The organism is Streptomyces sp. NPDC004435 (genome assembly GCF_042873895.1).
Classification (GTDB): Bacteria; Actinomycetota; Actinomycetes; order Streptomycetales; family Streptomycetaceae; genus Streptomyces.
Genome location: NZ_JBIAMB010000017.1, coordinates 127,759 through 149,451, shown reverse-complemented (window position 1 = coordinate 149,451; position 21,693 = coordinate 127,759). Strand labels below are relative to the sequence as shown.

18 protein-coding genes are annotated in these 21,693 nt (G+C 72.2%); 10 read left to right on the top strand and 8 right to left on the bottom strand.

Annotated features, from left to right (window positions below; translation table 11 throughout):
* Nucleotides 1-59: 59 nt before the first annotated feature.
* Complete coding sequence (locus tag ACFYT9_RS28125) at nt 60-722, bottom strand: TetR/AcrR family transcriptional regulator (RefSeq protein ID WP_389168415.1); 663 nt, start codon at nt 720-722, stop codon at nt 60-62.
* A 213-nt stretch (nt 723-935) separates the two neighbouring features.
* On the opposite strand from ACFYT9_RS28125, the gene ACFYT9_RS28120 reads away from it, so the two are divergent.
* The 7 genes from ACFYT9_RS28120 (at nt 936) to ACFYT9_RS28090 (ending at nt 11,095) form a co-directional block, all read left to right on the top strand.
* Nucleotides 936-2,681: a glycoside hydrolase family 3 protein gene (locus ACFYT9_RS28120; RefSeq protein ID WP_389168413.1), complete on the top strand. Its 1,746-nt coding sequence runs from the start codon at nt 936-938 to the stop codon at nt 2,679-2,681.
* 277 nt (nt 2,682-2,958) lie between these two features.
* The gene (gene surE / locus ACFYT9_RS28115; RefSeq protein WP_389168411.1) at nt 2,959-4,083 is read left to right on the top strand and encodes a 5'/3'-nucleotidase SurE; all 1,125 of its coding nucleotides are present in this window, start codon (nt 2,959-2,961) and stop codon (nt 4,081-4,083) included.
* Between the two features lie 121 nt (nt 4,084-4,204).
* Nucleotides 4,205-4,888, top strand: a complete 684-nt coding sequence (locus ACFYT9_RS28110; RefSeq protein WP_389168409.1) for a spermidine synthase — start codon at nt 4,205-4,207, stop codon at nt 4,886-4,888.
* Nucleotides 4,889-4,948: 60 nt separating this feature from the next.
* A complete protein-coding gene (locus tag ACFYT9_RS28105) occupies nt 4,949-5,683 on the top strand; it encodes a response regulator transcription factor (protein WP_376602855.1) in 735 nt (244 codons plus the stop codon).
* Nucleotides 5,680-6,774, top strand: a complete 1,095-nt coding sequence (locus ACFYT9_RS28100; protein WP_387275205.1) for an ATP-binding protein — start codon at nt 5,680-5,682, stop codon at nt 6,772-6,774. The genes ACFYT9_RS28105 and ACFYT9_RS28100 overlap by 4 nt, the downstream gene beginning before the upstream one ends.
* Nucleotides 6,775-7,043: 269 nt before the next feature.
* A complete protein-coding gene (locus tag ACFYT9_RS28095) occupies nt 7,044-10,826 on the top strand; it encodes a multifunctional oxoglutarate decarboxylase/oxoglutarate dehydrogenase thiamine pyrophosphate-binding subunit/dihydrolipoyllysine-residue succinyltransferase subunit (protein WP_389168407.1) in 3,783 nt (1,260 codons plus the stop codon).
* A gap of 83 nt (nt 10,827-10,909) precedes the next feature.
* Nucleotides 10,910-11,095, top strand: coding sequence for a DUF6104 family protein (locus ACFYT9_RS28090; protein ID WP_007266501.1), 186 nt, complete (start codon nt 10,910-10,912; stop codon nt 11,093-11,095).
* Between the two features lie 209 nt (nt 11,096-11,304).
* On the opposite strand, the gene ACFYT9_RS28085 is transcribed toward ACFYT9_RS28090, so the two are convergent.
* A complete protein-coding gene (locus tag ACFYT9_RS28085) occupies nt 11,305-12,120 on the bottom strand; it encodes a hypothetical protein (RefSeq protein ID WP_389168405.1) in 816 nt (271 codons plus the stop codon).
* A gap of 169 nt (nt 12,121-12,289) precedes the next feature.
* Here ACFYT9_RS28085 and ACFYT9_RS28080 point away from each other — a divergent pair, with 169 nt between their 5' ends.
* Complete coding sequence (locus ACFYT9_RS28080; RefSeq protein WP_389168403.1) at nt 12,290-13,204, top strand: DUF4097 domain-containing protein; 915 nt, start codon at nt 12,290-12,292, stop codon at nt 13,202-13,204.
* A gap of 1 nt (nt 13,205) precedes the next feature.
* A complete protein-coding gene (locus ACFYT9_RS28075; RefSeq protein WP_389168401.1) occupies nt 13,206-14,114 on the top strand; it encodes a helix-turn-helix transcriptional regulator in 909 nt (302 codons plus the stop codon).
* A 31-nt stretch (nt 14,115-14,145) separates the two neighbouring features.
* Here the strand turns inward: ACFYT9_RS28075 and ACFYT9_RS28070 are convergent, their stop codons facing one another.
* The 6 genes from ACFYT9_RS28070 to ACFYT9_RS28045 form a co-directional block, all read right to left on the bottom strand.
* Entirely contained in the window at nt 14,146-15,588 is a 1,443-nt protein-coding gene (locus ACFYT9_RS28070; protein ID WP_389168400.1) for a cellulase family glycosylhydrolase, read from the bottom strand.
* Nucleotides 15,589-15,665: 77 nt separating this feature from the next.
* Nucleotides 15,666-16,631 carry a zinc-binding dehydrogenase gene (locus ACFYT9_RS28065; RefSeq protein WP_376602978.1) on the bottom strand — a complete coding sequence of 322 codons (966 nt, stop codon included), beginning with the start codon at nt 16,629-16,631 and terminating at the stop codon, nt 15,666-15,668.
* 78 nt (nt 16,632-16,709) lie between these two features.
* The gene (locus ACFYT9_RS28060; RefSeq protein ID WP_389168398.1) at nt 16,710-17,330 is read right to left on the bottom strand and encodes a GNAT family N-acetyltransferase; all 621 of its coding nucleotides are present in this window, start codon (nt 17,328-17,330) and stop codon (nt 16,710-16,712) included.
* Nucleotides 17,327-18,058, bottom strand: coding sequence for a hypothetical protein (locus ACFYT9_RS28055; protein WP_389168396.1), 732 nt, complete (start codon nt 18,056-18,058; stop codon nt 17,327-17,329). Before ACFYT9_RS28055 ends, ACFYT9_RS28060 begins: the two co-directional genes overlap by 4 nt.
* The gene (locus tag ACFYT9_RS28050) at nt 18,055-18,648 is read right to left on the bottom strand and encodes a TetR/AcrR family transcriptional regulator (RefSeq protein WP_389168395.1); all 594 of its coding nucleotides are present in this window, start codon (nt 18,646-18,648) and stop codon (nt 18,055-18,057) included. Before ACFYT9_RS28050 ends, ACFYT9_RS28055 begins: the two co-directional genes overlap by 4 nt.
* A 287-nt stretch (nt 18,649-18,935) precedes the next feature.
* Nucleotides 18,936-20,147 (bottom strand): NADP-dependent malic enzyme, encoded by a 1,212-nt coding sequence (locus ACFYT9_RS28045; protein WP_376604639.1) that lies wholly within the window; start codon nt 20,145-20,147, stop codon nt 18,936-18,938.
* A gap of 545 nt (nt 20,148-20,692) precedes the next feature.
* Between ACFYT9_RS28045 and ACFYT9_RS28040 the strand changes: the two genes are divergently transcribed.
* On the top strand, nt 20,693-21,664 hold the full coding sequence (locus ACFYT9_RS28040) for an ABC transporter substrate-binding protein (RefSeq protein ID WP_376604637.1): 972 nt from the start codon (nt 20,693-20,695) through the stop codon (nt 21,662-21,664).
* Nucleotides 21,665-21,693: the final 29 nt, after the last annotated feature.

The following is a 21,693-nucleotide window of genomic DNA, read 5'->3' as shown; positions in this document are numbered from 1 at the left end:
CCGTACGGCGAGCGTGCGTGCCGGGCGGGCCGGACCCGACGGGAATGGTCAGACAGGCCCTAGGCAGGTCCGGAAGGGCTCTGGTCCTCCGTCGCGCGGATCGCCTCGTACTGGCGGCGGAGGAAGTCCCGTACCCGGGCGGGCATGTCGAGGGACTCGGGAGCGAGGGCCCACTGGATCTGGAGGCCGTCCATGACGGCCAGGTACTCCCGGGCGATGCCCTCGCAGTCGATGCCGGGGCGGAGTTCGCCGGACCGGACGGCGACCTCCAGGCGCTCCACGCTGTGCGCGAGCACGCGCGCGTACCGGTTCTTGAAGTACGCGTGGGCGGGGTGGCCGACGTTCCCGGACTCGCCGACGAGGACGTTGAACATGCGGACGATGCCGGGGCGCCGGGTGTTCTCCTCGATCAGCCGGACGAGGGCGTCGAGGAAGGCCGCGTACGACGTGAGGTCGGTGCTGAAGAGGCGCTCGACGTCGTGCTCCTCGCTCTGCGCCAGGACCGACAGGAGCAGGTCCTCCTTGCTGCGGAAGTGGTGCAGCAGGCCGCCTTGCGTGATGCCGCAGTCATGGGCGATGCGGGCGAGGGAGGAGGCGTGGAATCCCCATTTCCCGAAGTGGTCGACGGCGGTGTCGAGGATCAGCCGACGGCGGGCGTCGCCGACGGCGTAACTGCCGCGACCTGCGCTTTTGGCGGTCGAGGCGATCTTCTTCTCCGGCATGCGGCCACCTTAGCCCCGCCCGCGAACCACCCTCTCAACCTGTGACTCAGGTCACATATGGCAAACCTAGTACCCACTCGGTTTTCACGCTTAGCCTGAGCCCCGTCGCGGACGGCGCCGCACCCCGCGGAGCCCAACGCCCGGACCCCGGGGCGCGGTACGCCGGCCCGCGGGCCCGTCCTCCCCCGTTCACGAAAGGCAGGTACGGACGCGATGCACCCCTACCAGGACGCCGGTCGTCCCGTGGACGAGCGCGTGGAGGACCTCCTCTCCCGGATGACCCCGGAGGAGAAGGCCGGACAGCTCTTCCACACGATCCTCACGATGAACCCGGACGGCACCCCGGTCACCGAACCCGACGACTCGCTCGCCCGGTTCACCACCCCGGAGCTGATCGCCGGCCGCGGCCTCAGCCACTTCAACCTGCTCGGCGGCCACGGCGCCCGCGAGATGGCCCGCTGGCACAACGCGATCCAGGAGATCGCGGCGGACACCCGCCTCGGCATCCCGGTCAGCCTCTCCACCGACCCGCGCCACGCCTTCACCGACAACATCGGCGCCTCCTTCAACGCCGGCGCCTTCTCCGCCTGGCCCGAAGCGCTCGGCCTCGCCGCCATCGGCGACCCGGAGCTCGTCCACCGCTTCGCCGACACGGTTCGCCGCGAGTACCTCTCCGTGGGCTTCCGCACCGCGCTCCACCCGCAGATCGACCTCGCGACCGAACCCCGCTGGTCCCGCCAGTCCGGCACCTTCGGCTCCGACGCGAAACTGACCTGCGAACTGGTGGAGGCGTATGTGCGCGGCCTCCAGGGCGAGACCCTCGGCCCGGACTCGGTCGCCGCCATGGTCAAGCACTTCCCCGGCGGCGGCCCGCAGAAGGACGGCGAGGACCCGCACTTCGCGCACGGCAAGGAGCAGGTCTACCCGGGCGGCATGCGCGAGCACCATCTGGAGCCCTTCAAGGCCGCCATCGCCGCCGGCTGCTCGCAGATGATGCCGTACTACGGACAGCCGATCGGCACCGACTGGGAGGAGGTCGGCTTCGGCTTCAACAGGGGCGTCATCACCGGCCTGCTCCGCGAGGAACTGGGCTTCGGCGGGATCGTCTGCGCCGACTGGGGCCTGCTCACCGACTCGGTGATCTTCGGCGAGCGGCACGAGGCCCGCGCCTGGGGCGTCGAGCACCTGAGCACGGCGGAGCGCGCCGCCAAGGCGCTGGACGCGGGCGTGGACCAGTTCGGCGGCGAGCAGTGCCCCGAGGTGATCGTCGGACTCATGGCCACCGGCCGGATCCCCGAGTCCCGCGTGGACGCCTCCGTACGGCGCCTGCTGCGCGAGAAGTTCCTGCTCGGCCTCTTCGACCACCGGCGGTACGTCGACCCCGACGAGGCGGCCGAGACCGTCGGCCGCGCCGACTTCACCGCCGCCGGCGCCGCCGCCCAGCGCCGCTCGCTCACCGTCCTCACCGACGGGCCGCTGCCGGTCACCGGCTCCCCACGGCTCTACGTCGACGGAGTCGACACGACGGTCGCCGGCGCGTACGGGGAGGTCGTCGCCACCCCGGAGGAGGCCGACCTCGCCGTCCTGCGCCTCCACACCCCCTACGAGGAGCGCCCCAACCGCTTCGAGTCCTTCTTCCACTCCGGCACGCTCGCCTTCGAGGAACCGGAACTCGGCCGGATCCTCACCCTCCTGGCCACCGTGCCCACGGTCGTCTGCGTCAACCTGGAACGTCCGGCCGTCCTCCCCGAGATCGCCGCCCACGCCGCCGCCCTCCTCGCCGACTACGGCGCGAGCGACGACGCCCTCCTCGACGTCCTCTTCGGCCGCGCCCGCCCCGAGGGCCGCCTCCCCTTCGAACTCCCCCGCTCCATGGACGCGGTCCGCGCGGCCCGGCCGGACGTCCCGAACGACACGGTGGATCCGGTCTTCCCGCACGGGCACGGCCTGGAGCTCTGACTCCGGGGACCGAACACCGGATCTTGGACATCGGATCTTGGACGCCGGATCTTGGACATCGGAGATCGGATCCAAGATCCAGGATCCGATGCCCAAGATCCAAGATCCTGGATCCAAGATCCAGCACATTGGATCCAATATCCCGCCTACCGGACATTGGATCCGATCACAGACCGCGGGGCCTCTGACGACCCCGCGCGATCCGGGGCCCGCCCGTGGGGGGCCGGGCCCCGGATCCCCTTCCAGACCTGTCATGCCCATGAAGGGAACTATCGCCATGCGCCGTACCCTCGCACTGACCACAGCCGCATCCGTCGTCGCCGGCCTGGGCGCCACCGCCTTCGCCACCACACCCGCCGCCGCACCCGCCGCCACCCTCGTCACCACCCCCGCGGCCGCCCCCGGCGCCGCCAAGGGGGCCCCCGCCAAGCCCCGCCCCCTCGCCGGCCTGCGGATCCTCGTCTCCAATGACGACTCCATGAGAGCCATGAAGGAGAACAACTCCGACGGCCTCGGCCTGTACGAGCTCCGCCGCGCGATGTGCGCGGCCGGGGCGGACGTCGTGGTCATGGCCCCCTGGCAGGTGCAGTCCGGGAAGGGCACGGCCGTGAGCAACGGCGGGGCGCTCACCGCGCAGCGCCGTGCCGCACTGCCCGCCGGGTACGAGAACGACTGCGCGGCGGCGCCGTCCCGGGGCGCCGTGTTCGGCGTGTGCCTCGCCGAGGGCGGCTGCGCGCCGGACGCCCCCAGCGCGACCCCGGCGGACACCGTGAAGCTGGCGCTGCGCGGTGGTCTGGCGGCGAAGGTGGGCTGGAGGGGCGCCCCCGACCTGGTGGTCACCGGCATCAACTCCGGCCCGAACGTCTCCGCGAGCGTCAACGACTCGGGCACCGTCGGCGCGGCCGTCGCCGCGATCGACCAGGAGGTCCCGGCGATCGCGTTCTCCTCCTCCGGGGACGCGAGCCAGACGCGCTTCCCGCGCGAGAACTACCGGGCGCACGCCGAGTTCGGCGCGCGCCTCGTCGCGGGACTCCACGAGCGCGGGCTGCTGACCTCCGCCTTCGCCCTCAAGGTCGACTACCCGGACGTGAGCGCCGGCCGGCGGGCGAAGGCCCCGGCGTGGACCCGGGTCGGCGCCGGAGCGGTGGCCTACCACGCGTACGAGCAGCGCGGTTCGGGCGACACCTTCGACATCGCCCTGGGGCTGTGCCCGGTGGACGGCGGCGGCGAGGGCGAGTGCGCCGAGCCGCGCCGGGACGCCGACTCCGTCCGGCTGCTGCACGAGGGTCATGTCACCGTCGCCCCGATCACCTGGGACCGCACCTACGGCACCCCGGTCGACGCACGGCGTGAACTGAGGGCGGTGCAGCGGTACGTGGAGCGGGAGGCCCCGCGCCCCTGACACCCCGACGGCGCCCCGGCGTCACCCCATGACTCCGGAACGTGTTTGTCCCGGCCGCCCGCACTCCGCGAGGATGGCCGGGACGACGCGTATCGCACGACGAGACACGGAGTGACCGCCCATGAACAGTCCCGTCACACTCGACCGCCGCGAGGGTCCGTACGGCGAGGTCGTCCTGCGGCGCCGGGACACCGGGGACCGCACCGACTTCGAGATCATCGCCAACGGCACCTTCCTGATGGACACCTCCGACGGACGCTCCGAGCGACTGCTGGTGGACGCGGCGATGGAGGCGCTACCCACGCGGGCGCGTGCGGGCGCGTCCGTCCTGATCGGCGGGCTCGGCGTCGGATTCTCGCTCGCGCACGCCGCCGCCGACCCGCGCTGGAGCCGGATCGCCGTGGTCGAGCGGGAGGAGGCGATCATCGAGTGGCACCGGAGCGGCCCCCTCGCCTCGCTCTCCGGACGCGCCCTGGCCGACGAACGGACCGTGATCCTGCACACGGACCTGGTGACGTACCTGGAGACGTCCACGGACAGCTACGACGCGCTCTGCCTGGACATCGACAACGGCCCCGACTGGACGGTCACCGAATCCAACGAATCCCTATACGGAGCAGGGGGTTTGGCGGCCTGCGCGGCCCGGCTGAACCCCGGCGGTGTGCTCGCCGTCTGGTCGGCGCGACCGTCCGGCGATTTCGAAGAGTCCTTGCGGAATGCCGGATTCAGCGGGGTACGGACGGAAGAGATCCCGGTTGCCCGGGGCGTCCCCGACGTGGTCCACCTCGGCGTCCGGCCTGCGTAGCCGGGACGCCGCCGGTACCTCTAGGCTGCTGCACCGACATCGGCGACGCGAGGCGGGGCAATGGAGCAGACACACACCACTCACCAGGGTGCGGCGACTCCGGGGGCCCAGCGGCGCGTCCTGGTCGTCGAGGACGACGCCACGATCGTGGAGGCGGTCTCGGCCCGGCTGCGCGCCGAGGGCTTCCTCGTGCAGACGGCGACCGACGGGCCCGCGGCCGTCGAGGCGGCCGAGGCGTGGCAGCCGGACCTGATGGTGCTCGACGTGATGCTGCCGGGCTTCGACGGCCTGGAGGTCTGCCGGCGCGTGCAGGCGCAGCGCCCGGTACCGGTACTGATGCTCACCGCGCGGGACGACGAGACCGACATGCTGGTCGGCCTGGGCGTCGGCGCCGACGACTACATGACGAAGCCTTTCTCCATGCGCGAGCTGGCCGCCCGGGTGCACGTGCTGCTGCGCCGCGTGGAGCGGGCCGCGCTCGCCGCCGTGACCCCGCGCAGCGGGATCCTGCGCCTGGGCGAGCTGGAGATCGACCACGCTCAGCGCCGGGTCCGGGTGCGGGCCGAGGACGTGCACCTGACGCCGACCGAGTTCGACCTGCTGGTCTGTCTGGCCAACACGCCGCGCGCGGTGCTCTCCCGGGAGCAGCTGCTGGCCGAGGTGTGGGACTGGGCGGACGCCTCCGGCACCCGGACCGTGGACAGCCATATCAAGGCCCTGCGCCGGAAGATCGGCGCCGAGCGGATCCGTACGGTGCACGGGGTGGGGTACGCGCTGGAGACCCCGGCGTCGTGAGCCTGCCGGGGCGGCGCACCGGACGACCCCGGCGCCGGATCGCGATCTCGATCAAGACGAAGCTGGGCGCGCTGGTCGTCGGCGCGGTGCTGCTGACCTCCGGCCTGGCCCTGGTCGCGATCCGCACGTCCACCGAGTTCCGGTACATCACGATCTTCGCGATGATCGCGACGCTGCTGATCACGCAGTTCGTGGCGCAGTCGCTGACGGCGCCGCTGGACGAGATGAACACGGTGGCGGGGTCGATCTCGCGCGGTGACTTCTCGCGGCGGGTACGGGGCGCGGACCGGCGCGACGAGCTGGGCGACCTGGCCTCGACGATCAACCGCATGGCGGACGACCTGGAGGCGGTGGACCGGCACCGCAAGGAGCTGGTGGCCAATGTCTCGCACGAGCTGCGCACGCCGATCGCGGCGCTGCGGGCGGTGCTGGAGAACGTGGTCGACGGGGTCTCGGAGGCCGATCCGGAGACGATGCGGTCGGCGCTGAAGCAGACCGAGCGGCTGGGACGGCTGGTGGAGACGCTGCTCGACCTGTCGCGGCTCGACAACGGTGTCGTGAAGCTGCGGGCCCGCCGTTTCGAGGTGTGGCCCTATCTGTCCGGGGTGCTGCGGGAGGCGAACCTGGCCGCCGCGCAGCGCGGGCTCCCGTCGACATCGGGTCTGCACCGGCGTACCGACGTGCACCTGCACCTGGACGTGTCGCCGTCCGACCTGACGGCCTACGCGGACGTGGAGCGGCTGCACCAGGTGATGGCGAACCTGATCGACAACGCGGTCAAGCACTCCCCGCCGCACGGGCGCGTGACGGTGCGGGCCCGGCGGGGGCCGTACCCGGAGTCGCTGGAGCTGGTGGTCGAGGACGAGGGCCCGGGCATCCCGGAGCAGGAGCGCCACAAGGTGTTCGAGCGCTTCAACCGGGGGACGGCCCCGGACCTGAAGGGGCCGGCCAGCGACGGCGGCACGGGGCTGGGTCTCGCGATCGCCCGCTGGGCGGTGGATCTCCATGGTGGCGGGATCGGTGTGGCCGAATCCTCACGCGGGTGCCGGATCCGCGTCACCCTTCCGGGCAGCCTTCCCCTGCGCGATTGACGTAGGGTTCGAACCGGAAGCGAACGTTCTGCGTGTACCTGGGCAGGACGTGGTCAGGGATGCGGCCAAAGAAGGCCGTAGCCGCGCTTTTCCGTACCCTCACACCCCCGGAACCCCGCTTGTTTCCCGCCATTCACGGCGTCGAAACACCGCGTCAAGTGTGACTTGCGCGACGTTGGAGTGCCCGGCCTGCACGTCCCGGCCGGACAGGCGTAGCCTTTATTTCCGCTGTCCATCACCTTGCGAAGCGGAAGAGGGCGGTTGCCGCCGTGTCGTCTCAGTCCCCCAGTACCCCGAGCTCCCCGGCCGACCAAGACGGGCGTGGCGTGAGCCCCGCAGCCGCCTTCGGTGCCAATGAGTGGCTCGTCGACGAGATCTACCAGCAGTACCTCCAGGACCCGAATTCGGTCGATCGTGCCTGGTGGGACTTCTTCGCCGACTACAAGCCGGGTGCGGCGGAGACCCCGTCCGCCCCGGCCGCCACCACGACGGCCGCGCCCTCGGCGCAGCAGACGGGCCCCGCACAGGCCGCGCCTGCCGCTCCGACCGCCGCCGTGCCGGCCCCGGCCGCGGCACCCGCCGCCGCCCCGGCGAAGCCCGCCGCGGCCGCTCCGGCCGCCGTGAAGCCGGCCCCGGCCGCCGCGCCGGCGCCCGCCAAGGCCGCTCCGGCCGCCGAGGCGCCCGCCGGCCCCGAGCTGATCACCCTCCGCGGCCCGGCCGCCGCGGTCGCGAAGAACATGAACGCCTCGCTGGAGGTGCCGACGGCCACGTCCGTCCGCGCCGTCCCGGTGAAGCTGCTCTTCGACAACCGGATCGTCATCAACAACCACCTGAAGCGCGCCCGGGGCGGGAAGATCTCCTTCACCCACCTCATCGGCTACGCCATGGTGCAGGCGATCAAGGCCATGCCGTCCATGAACTACTCGTTCGCGGAGAAGGACGGCAAGCCGACCCTGGTCAAGCCGGAGCACGTGAACTTCGGTCTCGCCATCGACCTGGTGAAGCCGAACGGCGACCGCCAGCTCGTCGTCGCGGGCATCAAGAAGGCCGAGACGCTCAACTTCTTCGAGTTCTGGCAGGCGTACGAGGACATCGTCAAGCGCGCCCGCGTGGGCAAGCTGACGATGGAGGACTTCACCGGCGTCACCGTCTCCCTGACCAACCCCGGCGGCCTCGGCACGGTCCACTCCGTGCCGCGTCTGATGCCCGGACAGTCGGTCATCATGGGCGTCGGCTCGATGGACTACCCGGCCGAGTTCCAGGGCACCTCCCAGGACACCCTGAACAAGCTGGGCATCTCCAAGGTCATGACGCTGACCTCGACCTACGACCACCGGGTCATCCAGGGCGCCGCCTCCGGCGAGTTCCTGCGCATCGTCGCGAACCTCCTCCTCGGCGAGAACGAGTTCTACGACGAGATCTTCAAGTCGCTGCGGATCCCCTACGAGCCGGTCCGCTGGCTCAAGGACATCGACGCCTCCCACGACGACGACGTCACCAAGGCCGCCCGCGTCTTCGAGCTGATCCACTCCTACCGGGTCCGCGGCCACGTCATGGCCGACACCGACCCGCTGGAGTACAAGCAGCGCAAGCACCCCGACCTGGACATCACCGAGCACGGCCTCACCCTGTGGGACCTGGAGCGCGAGTTCGCGGTCGGCGGCTTCGCCGGCAAGTCGATGATGAAGCTCCGCGACATCCTCGGCGTCCTGCGCGACTCGTACTGCCGCACCACCGGCATCGAGTTCATGCACATCCAGGACCCGAAGCAGCGCAAGTGGATCCAGGACCGCGTCGAGCGTCCCCACGCGCGCGTGGAGCGCGAGGAGCAGCTCCGGATCCTCCGCCGCCTGAACGCGGCCGAGGCGTTCGAGACCTTCCTGCAGACGAAGTACGTCGGCCAGAAGCGGTTCTCCCTGGAGGGCGGCGAGTCCGTCATCCCGCTGCTCGACGCGGTCATCGACTCCGCCGCCGAGTCGCGCCTGGACGAGGTCGTCATCGGCATGGCCCACCGCGGCCGCCTCAACGTCCTCGCGAACATCGTGGGCAAGTCGTACGCCCAGATCTTCCGCGAGTTCGAGGGCAACCTCGACCCGAAGTCGATGCACGGCTCCGGCGACGTCAAGTACCACCTGGGCGCCGAGGGCACCTTCACCGGCCTCGACGGCGAGGAGATCAAGGTCTCCCTGGTCGCCAACCCCTCCCACCTGGAGGCGGTCGACCCGGTCCTGGAGGGTGTCGTCCGCGCCAAGCAGGACGTCATCAACAAGGGCGGCACGGACTTCACCGTCCTGCCCGTCGCCCTCCACGGCGACGCGGCCTTCGCGGGCCAGGGCGTGGTGGCCGAGACCCTGAACATGTCGCAGCTGCGCGGCTACCGCACCGGCGGCACGGTCCACATCGTCATCAACAACCAGGTCGGCTTCACCGCCGCCCCGGAGTCCTCGCGTTCCTCGATGTACGCGACCGACGTGGCCCGCATGATCGAGGCGCCGATCTTCCACGTGAACGGCGACGACCCGGAGGCCGTGGTCCGCGTCGCGCGGCTCGCCTTCGAGTTCCGCCAGACGTTCAACAAGGACGTCGTGATCGACCTCATCTGCTACCGCCGCCGCGGTCACAACGAGGGCGACAACCCCTCGTTCACCAACCCGCAGATGTACAACCTGATCGACAAGAAGCGCTCGGTGCGCAAGCTCTACACCGAGTCGCTCATCGGTCGCGGCGACATCACCCTGGAAGAGGCGGAGCAGTCGCTCCAGGACTTCCAGGGCCAGCTGGAGAAGGTCTTCGCGGAGGTCCGCGAGGCCACCGCCGCCCCCGCGGCGACGACCGTTCCGGACGCGCAGGCCGAGTTCCCGGTCGCCGTCACCACCGCGGTCTCCCAGGAGGTCGTGAAGCGGATCGCCGACTCGCAGACCAACATCCCCGAGCGGATCACGGTCCACTCGCGTCTGCTGCCGCAGCTGCAGCGCCGCGCCGCCTCGATCGACGACGGCACCATCGACTGGGGCTTCGGCGAGACCCTCGCCATCGGCTCCCTGCTGATGGAGGGCACCCCGGTCCGCCTTTCGGGCCAGGACTCCCGCCGCGGCACCTTCGGCCAGCGCCACGCGGTCCTGGTCGACCAGGAGACCGGCGAGGACTACACCCCGCTGCTCTACCTGGCCGAGGACCAGGCCCACTTCAACGTCTACGACTCGCTGCTCAGCGAGTACGCGGCGATGGGCTTCGAGTACGGCTACTCGCTGGCCCGCCCCAGCTCCCTGGTGGTCTGGGAGGCCCAGTTCGGTGACTTCGTCAACGGCGCGCAGACCGTCGTCGACGAGTTCATCTCCTCGGCCGAGCAGAAGTGGGGCCAGACCTCCGGCGTCACCCTGCTCCTGCCGCACGGTTACGAGGGCCAGGGCCCGGACCACTCGTCCGCCCGCCCGGAGCGCTTCCTCCAGATGTGCGCCCAGGACAACATGACGGTCGCCATGCCGACGCTGCCGTCGAACTACTTCCACCTCCTGCGCTGGCAGGTGCACAACCCGCACCACAAGCCGCTCATCGTCTTCACCCCGAAGTCGATGCTGCGCCTGAAGGCCGCGGCGTCCAAGGTGGAGGAGTTCACCACCGGCGGCTTCCGCCCGGTCATCGGTGACTCGACCGTCGACCCGGCCGCCGTCCGCAAGGTCGTCTTCTGCGCCGGCAAGGTCTACTACGACCTGGAGGCGGAGCGGCAGAAGCGCGGCGACACGGAGACCGCGATCATCCGTCTGGAGCGTCTGTACCCGCTGCCGGGTGCCGAGCTCCAGGCCGAGATCGCCAAGTACCCGAACGCGGCCAAGTACATCTGGGCGCAGGAGGAGCCGGCGAACCAGGGCGCGTGGCCGTTCATCGCGCTCAACCTGATCGACCACCTCGACCTGGCGGTCGGCGCGGACATCCCGGCGGGCGAGCGCCTGCGCCGGATCTCCCGCCCGCACTCCTCGTCCCCGGCGGTCGGCTCGGCCAAGCGTCACCAGGCGGAGCAGCAGCAGCTGGTCAACGAGGTCTTCGACGCCTGACGTCGGCACCCCGTACGGAGGCCCGGCATCCCACCAGGGGTGCCGGGCCTCCGGCCTGTCGGGGCGGGCCTATCCTGGATCGCATGTACTTCACCGACCGTGGCATCGAGGAACTGGAGAAGCGGCGCGGCGAGGAGGAGGTCACCTTCGAGTGGCTCGCCGAGCAGCTGCGGACCTTCGTCGACCTCAACCCCGACTTCGAGGTGCCGGTCGAGCGCCTCGCGACCTGGCTGGCCCGCCTCGACGACGAGGACGAGGACGACGAGTAGGACCGACGTGGGACCGAAGGTCTGAGGCCCCCTCCCGTGCGGGAGGGGGCCTCAGGCGTTCCCGCAGCCTATGCCGCGGGGCTCGAGCCACGGGTCTCGGCGCCCAGGGGTTTCGGTGCTTCGGGTCTCGGCACCCAGAGGGCTCGGTGCTCCGGGTCTCGGCGCTACGGGTCTCGGCGCTTCGGGTCTCGGTGGTGCGCGGGCGCGGCTCAGGGCTCGCGCAGGCGGTCGTAGGCGAGGCCGAGGGCGCCGTGGGCGACCAGGAGGGCTCCGGCGGTGGTCCAGCCGCCGCTACGGCGGCCGAGGCCCCACAGGAGCAGCGGGACGCCCGCGACGAGCTGGACGCCCCCGAGGACGCGCGCCCTGGGGCCGCGCAGGTACGGGCCGAGGGGGCCCTCCTCCACGACGTCGAGCTCGGCGAGGACGGCGTCGCGCCAGCCGGGCCACTCCAGTTGCTCGGCGCCGGCGGCGAGCGCCGCCTCGCGGAGCCGGTCCGGGGTATCGCCCGGGTCGATGCCGGCGGGCAGGTGGAGGCCGGTGCGGGCGAGGACGGCGACGAGGCCGAGGAGCCGGGTGCGGGCGTCGGCCTCGGGGTCGGGGAGGGTGAGCGGTTCCAGGGCCTGGACGTCGAGGACCGGGTCGAGGGCGAGGCGGTCGGCGAGGGTCCGCACGGCCTCGTCCTCGCCGACCGGGGTGCCGTCCGCGAGCCAGGTGTAGCCGACGGTGCGGCGGAAGCCGGCGGCGAGGGTGACTCCGGCGCGGTCGCCGTCCCACCAGAGGGCGAGGACGGGCCAGGCGGCGGCGGAGACGGCGAGGGCGGTGGCCCAGCCGGTGACGACCCGTTCGACCGGCTCCTCGCCGTCCTGCCAGGGCTTCCCCTCCGGTACGAGCACGCTCCAGTCGGTGCCGGCGGGGGCGAGGAGCAGCCCCTCCCGCAGGAGCTGGGCGGGCGGGCGGACCGTCGGAGGGTCGGCTCGGCACAGCAGCAGCGCCCCCGCGGGGCTCGGTCCGGATGTCGCGTTCATGGGCCCTACGCTAGGCCAGTTTGTCCGTGTACGACGGCGATTGCTCCGACCCTGTCAGGGATGAATCAGGGTTGACTCCGCCGGACCGCGATATATCGTGAATCTCGAAGTCGCGATATGTTGCGAGAAGGCTCCGAGGAGTGCTTCGAGGAAACGGGAGGTCCGCACCATGACCGAGTGGTCCGTCACCGAGCCGGTGAAACTCGCGCCCGCCGACCCCGTGACACGACTGCGTATCCGCGTCGTGGGCGGGGCGGTGAACGTGGTGGGCACCGACGAGAGCACGGCACGGGTGGAGGTCTCGGAGATCGAGGGCCCGCCCCTGGTCGTCACCCAGGAGGGCTCCACCCTGACCGTCGCCTATGAGGACCTGCACTGGAAGGGCATCCTCAAGTGGATCGACACCAGGCCCCACCGGCGGCGGGCGGTGGTCTCGGTCGCCGTGCCGGCCGGCGCCGAGGTCGAGGTGGGGGCGGTCATGGCGGACACGGTGGTCTCCGGGCTGCGGGGCCGCGCCGAGGTGCGGGGGGTGACCGGCGCCACGACGCTCGTCGGGCTCTCCGGCCCGGTCCGCGCCGAGACCGTCTCGGGCGCCCTGGAGGCGCAGTCGGTGACCGGGGCGCTGCGGGTGACCTCGGTGACCGGTGACGTGACGGTGATCGAGGGCTCCGGCGCGGCGGTACGGGCGGAGACCGTCAGCGGGGACATGGTCCTCGACCTGGACCCGGCTCCGGCCGGGGCCCCTCCGGCCGACATCCGGCTCACCAGCGTCTCCGGCGAGGTCGCGATCCGGCTGCCGCACCCGGCGGACGCCCGGGTGGAGGCGAGCACCACCAGCGGCGCGGTGTCGAACGCCTTCGAGGACCTGCGGGTGGGCGGCGAGTGGGGCACCAAGTCCATCACCGGGACGCTCGGCGCGGGCAGCGGCACGCTGAAGGCGACCACGGTCTCCGGTTCGATCGCGCTCCTGCGCCGCCCGGACTCCGCGGAGGACCCCGCGTCCGGCCCGGCCGGCCCCTCGGCCGACCCCACCGCCGCCGCCCTCGCCGACCCCACCGCCTCCCCGTCCGGAAAGGTGCTCTGACATGTCCCCCGTCTTCGCCCACGGCCGACTCCGTCTCTACCTGCTCAAGCTGCTCGACGAGGCCCCCCGTCACGGCTACGAGGTGATCAGGCTCCTGGAGGAGCGCTTCCAGGGGCTGTACGCGCCCTCCGCCGGCACGGTGTACCCGCGGCTGGCCAAGCTGGAGGCCGAGGGGCTCGTCACGCACACCAGCGAGGGCGGCCGGAAGGTCTACTCGCTCACCGACGCCGGCCGCGCCGAGCTGGCCGGCCGGGACGGCGAACTCGACGCCCTGGAGCGGCAGATCCGGGACTCCGTCTCGGAGCTCGCCGCCGAGATCCGGGAGGACGTACGGGGCGCGGCGGGCCGGGTGCGCAGCGAGATGCGCGCGGAGGCGAGCCGGACCCGCACCTCGGAGGGCTCGGGCTTCGCCGAGGCCAGGGAGGAGCTGAGCAAGGCCAAGCGGGAGTGGAAGGAGCAGGCCCGGCAGGCGAAGGAGGAGGCCCGGTCGGCGAAGCTCCAGGCGAAGGAGTTCCAGCGGATCGCCCAGCAGGTGCAGGACGAGGTCCAGAGCCGCTTCGCCAGGGGCGAGTGGCCGCAGACCGTCTGGGAGGGCCTGTCGGGGATCACCGCACAGCTGGGCGACCTCGTCCAGGGCCACCACGCCAAGGCCCGTGCCGGGGCCGCGGGAGCACCCGCGGGCGCCTCGGAGGCGGCACCGGCGGAGGCGCCCGCGTGGGCGCGGGAGTCGGCGGGGTCGGGCGAGCCGGCCCGGGACCTGGACCGGCTGCTCGACCGCTTCCGGGACGAGATCCGGGACGCGGCTCGTGACCACGGGGTGACGGACGCCCAGCTGGCGGCGGCCCGCGACCACTTGGCCACGGCGGCGACCCGGATCACCGGGATACTCCACCGCCGCTCGGACGTCTGAGCGGCGCCCCGGGGTCAGCGGCGCCCCGGGGTCAGGGGCGGGCGGGGGCGGTCCGGGTCACGGTGACGGTGACCCGGGCGTTCGGCGCGGCGAGGACCCGGGCCTTGCCTCCGTCCCGGTCGCGCAGGACCAGCGCCCCGCGGGCCCTGACCGCCCAGTCGCCGGACGGCAGAGCCAGTTCGGTGACGCGGGAGCCGCGCAGGCCGGCGGCGTCGTACTCCAGGCGGTAGACGCCGGCCGCCGGATCGTAGGCCGAGGAGCGCACCCGGCCGGCGACGGCCTCCGCGTACGGCTCCGCGGTCAGCTCCTTGTTGGTGCGGAAGGCGCCGGTGGCGTCGACGGCGCAGTAGCCGCCGCCGTAGCACCACTCCCAGCCGGTCCAGCCGGAGCCGTAGCGGCCGAGCGAGGCCATGGCCTCGCGGTAGAAGCGGTTCATGTTCGGGAGGGAGTTGTTGAGCGGACCCCACTCCCCCACGATCACGGGGACCTTGTACTCCTTGGGGTAGAGGGTGACCGCCGCCTCGTAGTTCTCGATCCAGCGGGCCGAGGGGTCGTAGTCGCCGCCCACCTCCATGGCGCTGTTGTAGAAGTGCGGGGCGTAGACGACCTTCGGGTCGTCGATCCGGCCGAGGCCGGTCGGCACGCCCTCGCCCACGATCGGGGTCGGCTCGACGAAGATCCAGGAGTCCCGGTCGACCGAACGGATCGCGTCCGCGATCCGGTTGTACATCGGGGTGATCTGCTCGCGTTCGATGCGGCGGGCGGCGGTCGCCAGGTCCTCGCCCTCGCGCAGCTCGCCCATCGGTTCGTTGATCAGGTCGTAGCCGAGGACGGCCGGGTGGTCCTCGAAGCGGTCGGCGAGCAGCCGCCACATGCGGGCCTGGGCGCGGCGCAGGTCCTCGTCCTCGTAGAGGTGGGTGAAGGCGCGCTGGACGGCGGGTTCGAAGTACTCGGAGAACCAGTCGTCGGGGTGCGGGGTGAAGGGCAGCCCGTCGGTGCGGGTGGCCCAGGCGGGGATGCCGCGATGGTCGAAGGCGGGTCCGAAGACGTCCTGGTGGGCGTCGAGGATCACCATGACGTCGTGTTTCGCCGCCCAGTCCAGCACCCGCTCGATCTTGCGGAGGTAGCTCCGGCTGTACCGGCCGGGCCGGGGCTCCAGGTCGTCCCAGAAAACCAGCAGGCGGGCGGTGTTGAAGCCCTTGGCCCGCATGTCCCGGAAGTGCTTCTCGGTGACGGAGGAGAGGGCTTCGTCCCCGCTGTGCGCCTTGTCGCCGACGTTCCAGCCGCGCAGCGTCAGGACGCGGCCCCGGGAGTCGGTCAGGTCGGGGATACCGTCCCCGCCGCCCCCGCCGGCCTCGGCGCGGGCCGTGGGCTCCGCGCGGGGGCCGACGGCGGTGGCGGCGGGGGCGAGGGTGGCGAGCAGGGCGGCGGCGAGCGCGGCCGACAGGAGGGTGGTGCGCGACGAGCGGGACACGGGGACCTCCGGCACAAGGAAGTGAGCGTTGTTCACGTTTCACGTGCCGGAGATCCCATCAGGTCGACCGACCCGTATCAAGACGTCGTCAGCACGATCTTTCCGAAGAGGTCGCCGGCGGCCATCTTCTCGAAGCCCTCGCGGGCCCGGTCCAGCGGCAGCACCTCGTCGATCACCGGGCGGACGCCGGTGGCCGCGCAGAAGGAGAGCAGGTCCTCCAGCTCGTCCTTGGAGCCCATCGTGGAGCCGACGACCTTCAGCTCCAGGAAGAAGATCCGGGTCAGCTCGGCGTGCGAGGGGCGGTCGCCGCTGGTGGCGCCGGAGATGACCAGGGTGCCGCCGGGGCGCAGCGACTTGACCGAGTGCGACCAGGTGGCGGCGCCGACCGTCTCGATGACGGCGTCCACCCGCTGCGGCAGCCGGGCCCCGGGCTCGTACGCCTCGACGGCGCCGAGCTCGACGGCCCGCTTGCGCTTGGCCTCGTCCCGGCTGGTGGTGAAGACCCGCAGGCCGGCGGCCCTGCCGAGGACGATCGCGGCGGTGGCGACACCGCCGCCGGCCCCCTGGACGAGGATCGAGTCCCCGGGGCGGACGCCGGCGTTGGTGAAGAGCATCCGGTAGGCGGTCAGCCAGGCGGTGGGCAGGCAGGCCGCCTCGGCGAAGGAGAGTTCCTTCGGCTTGGGCAGGACGTTCCAGCTGGGGACGGTGACGCGCTCGGCGAAGGTGCCCTGGTAGCGCTCGGTGAGGATGGAGCGGGGCTCGTTCGGCCCGACGCCGTGGCCGGTCTGGCCGATGACGGAGTGCAGGACGACCTCGTTGCCGTCCTCGTCGATCCCGGCGGCGTCGCAGCCGAGGATCATCGGGAGCTTCTCCTCGGGCAGGCCGACCCCGCGCAGCGACCACAGGTCGTGGTGGTTGAGGGAGGCGGCCTTCACGGTGACGGTGGTCCAGCCGGGTCGCACCTCGGGCTCGGGGCGTTCACCCAACTCCAGGCCGTTCAGGGGCTGGTCGCGGTCGATTCGGGCGGCGTAGGCAGCGAACATGGCCACGACCCTAGGCGGCGACGGCGATCGCGCGGAACCACAGGCCGGTGTGACGCGCGTCCCCTCGCGGACCGTCCCTCACCTGGCGCCGGCCGCGCCCGGCCGCCACATCGCGGCCGTGGTCACGGGGCCGACGCGCCGGTGTTCCAGCAGGGTGAAGCCGAAGCGGCGGTAGAGGGGGACGTTCACGGGGTCGGCGGTGGTGAGGAAGACGCCGCCGGGGGCCGGCAGCCCGCCCAGGGCTCGGTCGAGAAGGAGCCGTCCGGCGCCCCGCCCGGCCGCCTCCGGCACCACCCCGACGAACTCCAGGGTCCAGGCGCCCGGCGGCGCGAGGTGCTCGGCCGCGCGCAGATGGAGCAGGGTGCGGACGAGGGCCCGGGGGCCGCACCGGAGTCCCACGCGCGCGCTCCACCGTCCGGCGGCCCACGGGCCGGGGCGGGCCCCGGGCGGGGTGAGCACCACGGCTCCGACGGACCTGCCGGAGGCGTCGGCGATCAGGTGGCGCCGGGCGCCGGGGAGGGCTGCCTGGGTGCGCAGGGTGGCGTCGAACCAGGCCCGCCGCGCCCGCTCGGAGCCGTCGGTGATCCACCGGACGGCGGGTTCCCGGGCGAAGGCCGCGGCGAGCACGCGGGCGCACTCCCGCGGCTCGGGCCCGGCGCCGAAGGCGAAGGGGAGGGCGGAGGCGTGCGGCGGGGTCACGACTCGGCCGTCCCGTCTCCGGCCCTGGAGTCGGCGAGCGGGGCCTCGGGCACGAGGTGGCAGACGAGCAGCTTGAGGAAGAACAGCGGGCCGAACCAGATGAGCGCGGGCGGCACGGTCAGCCAGAAGAAGCCGGTCAGCACGGCGGCGGTGTAGGCGCCCATCGCCACCGGCCTGCGCAGCGGGACGGGGGCGTACTCGACGAGGAGGGCGCCCGCGAGGAGGAGCCCGGCGGTGCCCAGGAACCAGCCGGGGTCGCCGTCGAGGAGCAGGGTGGCGACGACCGCGAGGTGGAGGAGGTGGGCCGAGACGAAGAGCAGCCGGGCGCGCCGGGCTCCGGGCCGGGGGCGGTGGTACCAGCGTTTGGCCGCGTTCGTGGCGTTGGTGAGGATGCCGCCGAGCAGGTCCAGCGCGATGAGGGCGGCGACGGCGAGCTGGAGGCCGGACCAGCCACGGAGGGCGCCGGTGGACCACGTACCGGCGACGAGGAGAACGGCTCCCAGGCCGACGCCCGCGGCTTCCACGGCGGACTCGGCGCGGGTCTTGCCGGGTCCCATGAAGCGTTCGAGCCGGCCGAGGAGGCCGGGGGAGGTCGGCGGCACGCTCCTGTCGACGGAGAGGCCGGGAGAGGCCGACGGCACGCTCCTGTCGACGGTGAGGCCGGGGGACGTCGACGGCACGCTCCCGTCGACGGTGAGGACGGCCGGCCCGGGGTCCGTACCGCTCATGCCCGCTCACCGCCCCACAGCCCCGCGAGGAGCCGCCACACCTGGCCCGTGCCGGGCACGTCCGGGCCGTCGGCGGCGCGGCCGAGGGCCCAGGCGTCGGCGGCGCGCAGGACGGCCTCGGTGGCGCCGACCAGGAGGTCCCGGTCGATGTCGGTGCGGATGACGCCGAGGCGCTGCCCGTCCGTCACGAGCGCGTCGAACCAGCCGGTCCAGCCGCCCGCCGCCCCGTCCGTCGCCCGTACGGCGCGGGCTGCGAGGGCGAGGTCGTCGGGGTGGGCGGCCAGATGGGCGGCCAGGGCGCCCGTACCGGCCTCCAGGCGGGCCCAGAGGTCCTCGGGGCCCGCGGCGGGCGTCCAGGGCCCGAGAGCGGCGAGCAGGCGGTCGAGCACGTCGGCGAGGACGGCGCCGAGGAGGTCGTCCCGCCCGTCGAAGTACTGATAGGCGGCGGTCTTGGAGATGCCGGCCGCCTCGATGATCCGGTTGTACGAGGCGGTCTCGGGTCCGTCGGCCGCGAAGTGCGCGCGGGCCACGCCCAGGATCACGTCGCGGCGCTCGGCGGGGAGTCGGTGGAAGCGGGGCAGAGGGCTCATGCACCCACGGTACACACCAGCAGTGTGTACCGCTAGTACACCCAGGCAGTACACCCAGCCAGTGCACCCGACCGGTTCACCTCGCTCCCCCACGCCCGGTCCCCGACGCGCCGCCACCGACCCGCCCCACCGGCCCGCCCGACCGCCGCACCCCCTCCCCCCACTCCATCGGCCCAACCGACCCCGACGAACTTCCCGCGGCGCCCCCGGAACGCGCGAAAGGGCCCCACCAGGTCCGATGCGGCGGACCTGGCGGGGCCCTCCCAGGGGCCTTCCGCGGACGGGCGTCAGCGGCGGGCGACGCCCTCGGCGCGCGCGGCGGCGGCGACCGCGGCCGCGACGGCCGGGGCGACCCGGTCGTCGAACGGCGACGGGATGACGCAGTCGGCGGCGAGCGCGTCACCGACGACACCGGCGATGGCGTCGGCGGCGGCGATCTTCATGCCCTCGGTGATCCGGGAGGCCCGGACCTGGAGCGCGCCGGCGAAGATGCCGGGGAACGCGAGGACGTTGTTGATCTGGTTGGGGTAGTCCGAACGGCCGGTGGCCACGACCGCCGCGTACTTGTGCGCGACGTCCGGGTGCACCTCGGGGTTCGGGTTGGCCATGGCGAAGACGAAGGCGTCCTTGGCCATGGAGGCGACGGCCGCCTCGGGGACCGTACCGCCGGAGACGCCGATGAAGACGTCGGCGCCGGCGAGGGCGGTTTCCAGGGAGCCGGTGAGGCCCGCCTTGTTGGTGAGCCCGGCGATCTCGCGCTTGACGTCGGTGAGGTCCTCGCGGTCGCTGCTGACGACGCCCTTGCGGTCGGCGACGCAGACGTCGCCGATGCCGGCCTCCAGCAGGAACTTGGCGATGGCCACGCCGGCCGCGCCCGCGCCGGAGATGACGGCGCGCAGGTCGCCGAGGGTCCGGCCGGTCAGCTTCGCCGCGTTCCGCAGGGCGGCGAGGGTGACGATGGCGGTGCCGTGCTGGTCGTCGTGGAAGACCGGGATGTCGAGGCGCTCCTGGAGCTTGCGCTCGATCTCGAAGCACCGCGGCGCCGAGATGTCCTCCAGGTTCACGCCGCCGAAGGACGGGGCGAGCCGGACGACCGTGTCGACGATCTCGTCGGTGTCGGTGGTCGCGAGGGCGATCGGGACGGCGTCCACGCCGCCGAACTGCTTGAAGAGGATCGCCTTGCCCTCCATGACCGGGAGGGAGGCCTCCGGGCCGATGTCGCCGAGGCCGAGCACGGCGGTGCCGTCGGTGACGACGGCCACGACCTGGGACTTCCACGTGTACTCGTGGACCAGCTCGGGCTGCTCGGCGATGGCGGTGCACACCTTGGCGACGCCGGGGGTGTACGCGAGGGACAGGTCGTCCTTGTTGCGGACGGGGACGGTGGCCTGAATGGCCATCTTGCCGCCGCGGTGAAGAGCGAAAGCCGGGTCGAAGGGCTCCTCGGGAGCTCCTTCCGTACCGCTCGCACTCGGGGGATTGACGATCTCCGCTGCCATTGGGTGAGACCCCTTATGTCTGTTGTCGAGGGTTGCCGCTCCTGGTGTGGAGCGGTGGGCGGGTCCCGCGGCCGCCGTGTCGGGCAGCCGCGCGGGCGCGCCGCACAACGCGCCCTGAGCCCCGGATGAGGGGTGTAAGGATCCTTCTTACCGGACGGACGGCACCGCAGACGAGTCCGTATCCGCTCGGTGACGCGACTCATACCGAGTGCTCCCGGGAACAGACAGAGGAGGACTCGTCACTCGATATCAGGAAACATGCCTGGAGCGCCCGTTTGGCTCTCTTCGTACCGTCCGAATGGCGAGATCAACCGCAGATTCTTCGGTGAATCGGGAAGGGAACGAAAGAAGGTCCGGCCTTGATGTACCGGCCTGTCGGGATTCGGGCGCGACCCGTTACCCGATTTTGACATCCGTGGCCGTCGGTTTGAGGCAGTCCGAATGGCAAGATGCCGTAATCACACGAGGTCGCGACACTCGAAGACGCGTACGCGACCCTTGGCAACGCCTATGGCAACTCCCTCATACGCCGGAGGATCCCGACCATGACCGCACGCTCCACGCGCTGTACGACCGCCGCCAAGACCCGCACCTCCCGTCTTGCCGCGGTCGCCGCCATCGCGGTCGCCGGCTCGATGCTGCTGACCGCCTGCGGCGACCAGACCGAAAGCGGCTCCACCGGCTCCACCACGGAGGGCGGCACCCCCGCCGCCAACTCCGCGCCGCTCTTCTCCAAGCTGCCCGCCGACATCCAGAAGGCCGGCGTCATCAAGGTCGGCACGGACGCCTCCTACGCCCCGATGGAGTTCACCGAGAACGGCAAGATCGTCGGTGTCGACCCCGACATCGCCGCCGCCCTCGGCAAGCAGCTCGGCGTGAAGCTCGAGTTCACCTCGGGCACCTTCGACGGCCTGATCACCGGCCTGGAGTCCGGCCGCCACAGCCTCGTCATGTCCTCCATGACGGACAACAAGAAGCGCCAGGAGGGCCTGGACGACGACGGGAAGAAGATCGGCAAGGGCGTCGACTTCGTCGACTACTTCTCCTCCGGCGTCTCCCTGCTGGTCAAGAAGGGCAACCCGCAGGGCGTCAACTCCCTCGACGACCTCTGCGGCAAGACCGTCGCCGTCCAGCGCGGCACGATCTACGAGGACACCTTCAAGGCCCAGGCCACGAAGTGCGGCTCGAACAAGCTCACGATCCAGGCGTTCGACACCGACGCCGAGGCCCAGACCCGCGTGAAGGCCGGCGGCGCCGTCGCCGACCTGAACGACTACCCGGTCGCCGCGTACATCGCGAAGACCTCCGGCGGCGGCAACGACTTCGAGGTCGTCGGCAACCAGACCGACGTCGGCCTCATGGGCATCGCCGTCTCCAAGGACGACACCCAGCTGCGCGACGCCGTCAAGGAAGCGCTCGACGCGATCATCAAGGACGGCACCTACGCCGAGGCCCTGAAGAAGTGGGACGTCGAGGGCAGCGCGGTCAAGTCGGCCACCATCAACGCCGGCAAGTGACCTGCCCGCTTCCCCCCTCGCACCACTGA

Excerpts from the sequence above, each read along its gene's own strand:
- surE (WP_389168411.1), top strand. The coding sequence starts at position 2,959 with ATGCGCCGTACCCTCGCACTGACCACAGCCGCATCCGTCGTCGCCGGC.
- ACFYT9_RS28090 (WP_007266501.1), top strand. The coding sequence starts at position 10,910 with ATGTACTTCACCGACCGTGGCATCGAGGAACTGGAGAAGCGGCGCGGC.
- ACFYT9_RS28050 (WP_389168395.1), bottom strand. The coding sequence starts at position 18,648 with ATGAGCCCTCTGCCCCGCTTCCACCGACTCCCCGCCGAGCGCCGCGAC.
- ACFYT9_RS28125 (WP_389168415.1), bottom strand. The coding sequence starts at position 722 with ATGCCGGAGAAGAAGATCGCCTCGACCGCCAAAAGCGCAGGTCGCGGC.
- ACFYT9_RS28055 (WP_389168396.1), bottom strand. The coding sequence starts at position 18,058 with ATGAGCGGTACGGACCCCGGGCCGGCCGTCCTCACCGTCGACGGGAGC.
- ACFYT9_RS28120 (WP_389168413.1), top strand. The coding sequence starts at position 936 with ATGCACCCCTACCAGGACGCCGGTCGTCCCGTGGACGAGCGCGTGGAG.
- ACFYT9_RS28040 (WP_376604637.1), top strand. The coding sequence starts at position 20,693 with ATGACCGCACGCTCCACGCGCTGTACGACCGCCGCCAAGACCCGCACC.
- ACFYT9_RS28105 (WP_376602855.1), top strand. The coding sequence starts at position 4,949 with ATGGAGCAGACACACACCACTCACCAGGGTGCGGCGACTCCGGGGGCC.
- ACFYT9_RS28075 (WP_389168401.1), top strand. The coding sequence starts at position 13,206 with ATGTCCCCCGTCTTCGCCCACGGCCGACTCCGTCTCTACCTGCTCAAG.
- ACFYT9_RS28065 (WP_376602978.1), bottom strand. The coding sequence starts at position 16,631 with ATGTTCGCTGCCTACGCCGCCCGAATCGACCGCGACCAGCCCCTGAAC.
- ACFYT9_RS28110 (WP_389168409.1), top strand. The coding sequence starts at position 4,205 with ATGAACAGTCCCGTCACACTCGACCGCCGCGAGGGTCCGTACGGCGAG.
- ACFYT9_RS28080 (WP_389168403.1), top strand. The coding sequence starts at position 12,290 with ATGACCGAGTGGTCCGTCACCGAGCCGGTGAAACTCGCGCCCGCCGAC.
- ACFYT9_RS28085 (WP_389168405.1), bottom strand. The coding sequence starts at position 12,120 with ATGAACGCGACATCCGGACCGAGCCCCGCGGGGGCGCTGCTGCTGTGC.
- ACFYT9_RS28045 (WP_376604639.1), bottom strand. The coding sequence starts at position 20,147 with ATGGCAGCGGAGATCGTCAATCCCCCGAGTGCGAGCGGTACGGAAGGA.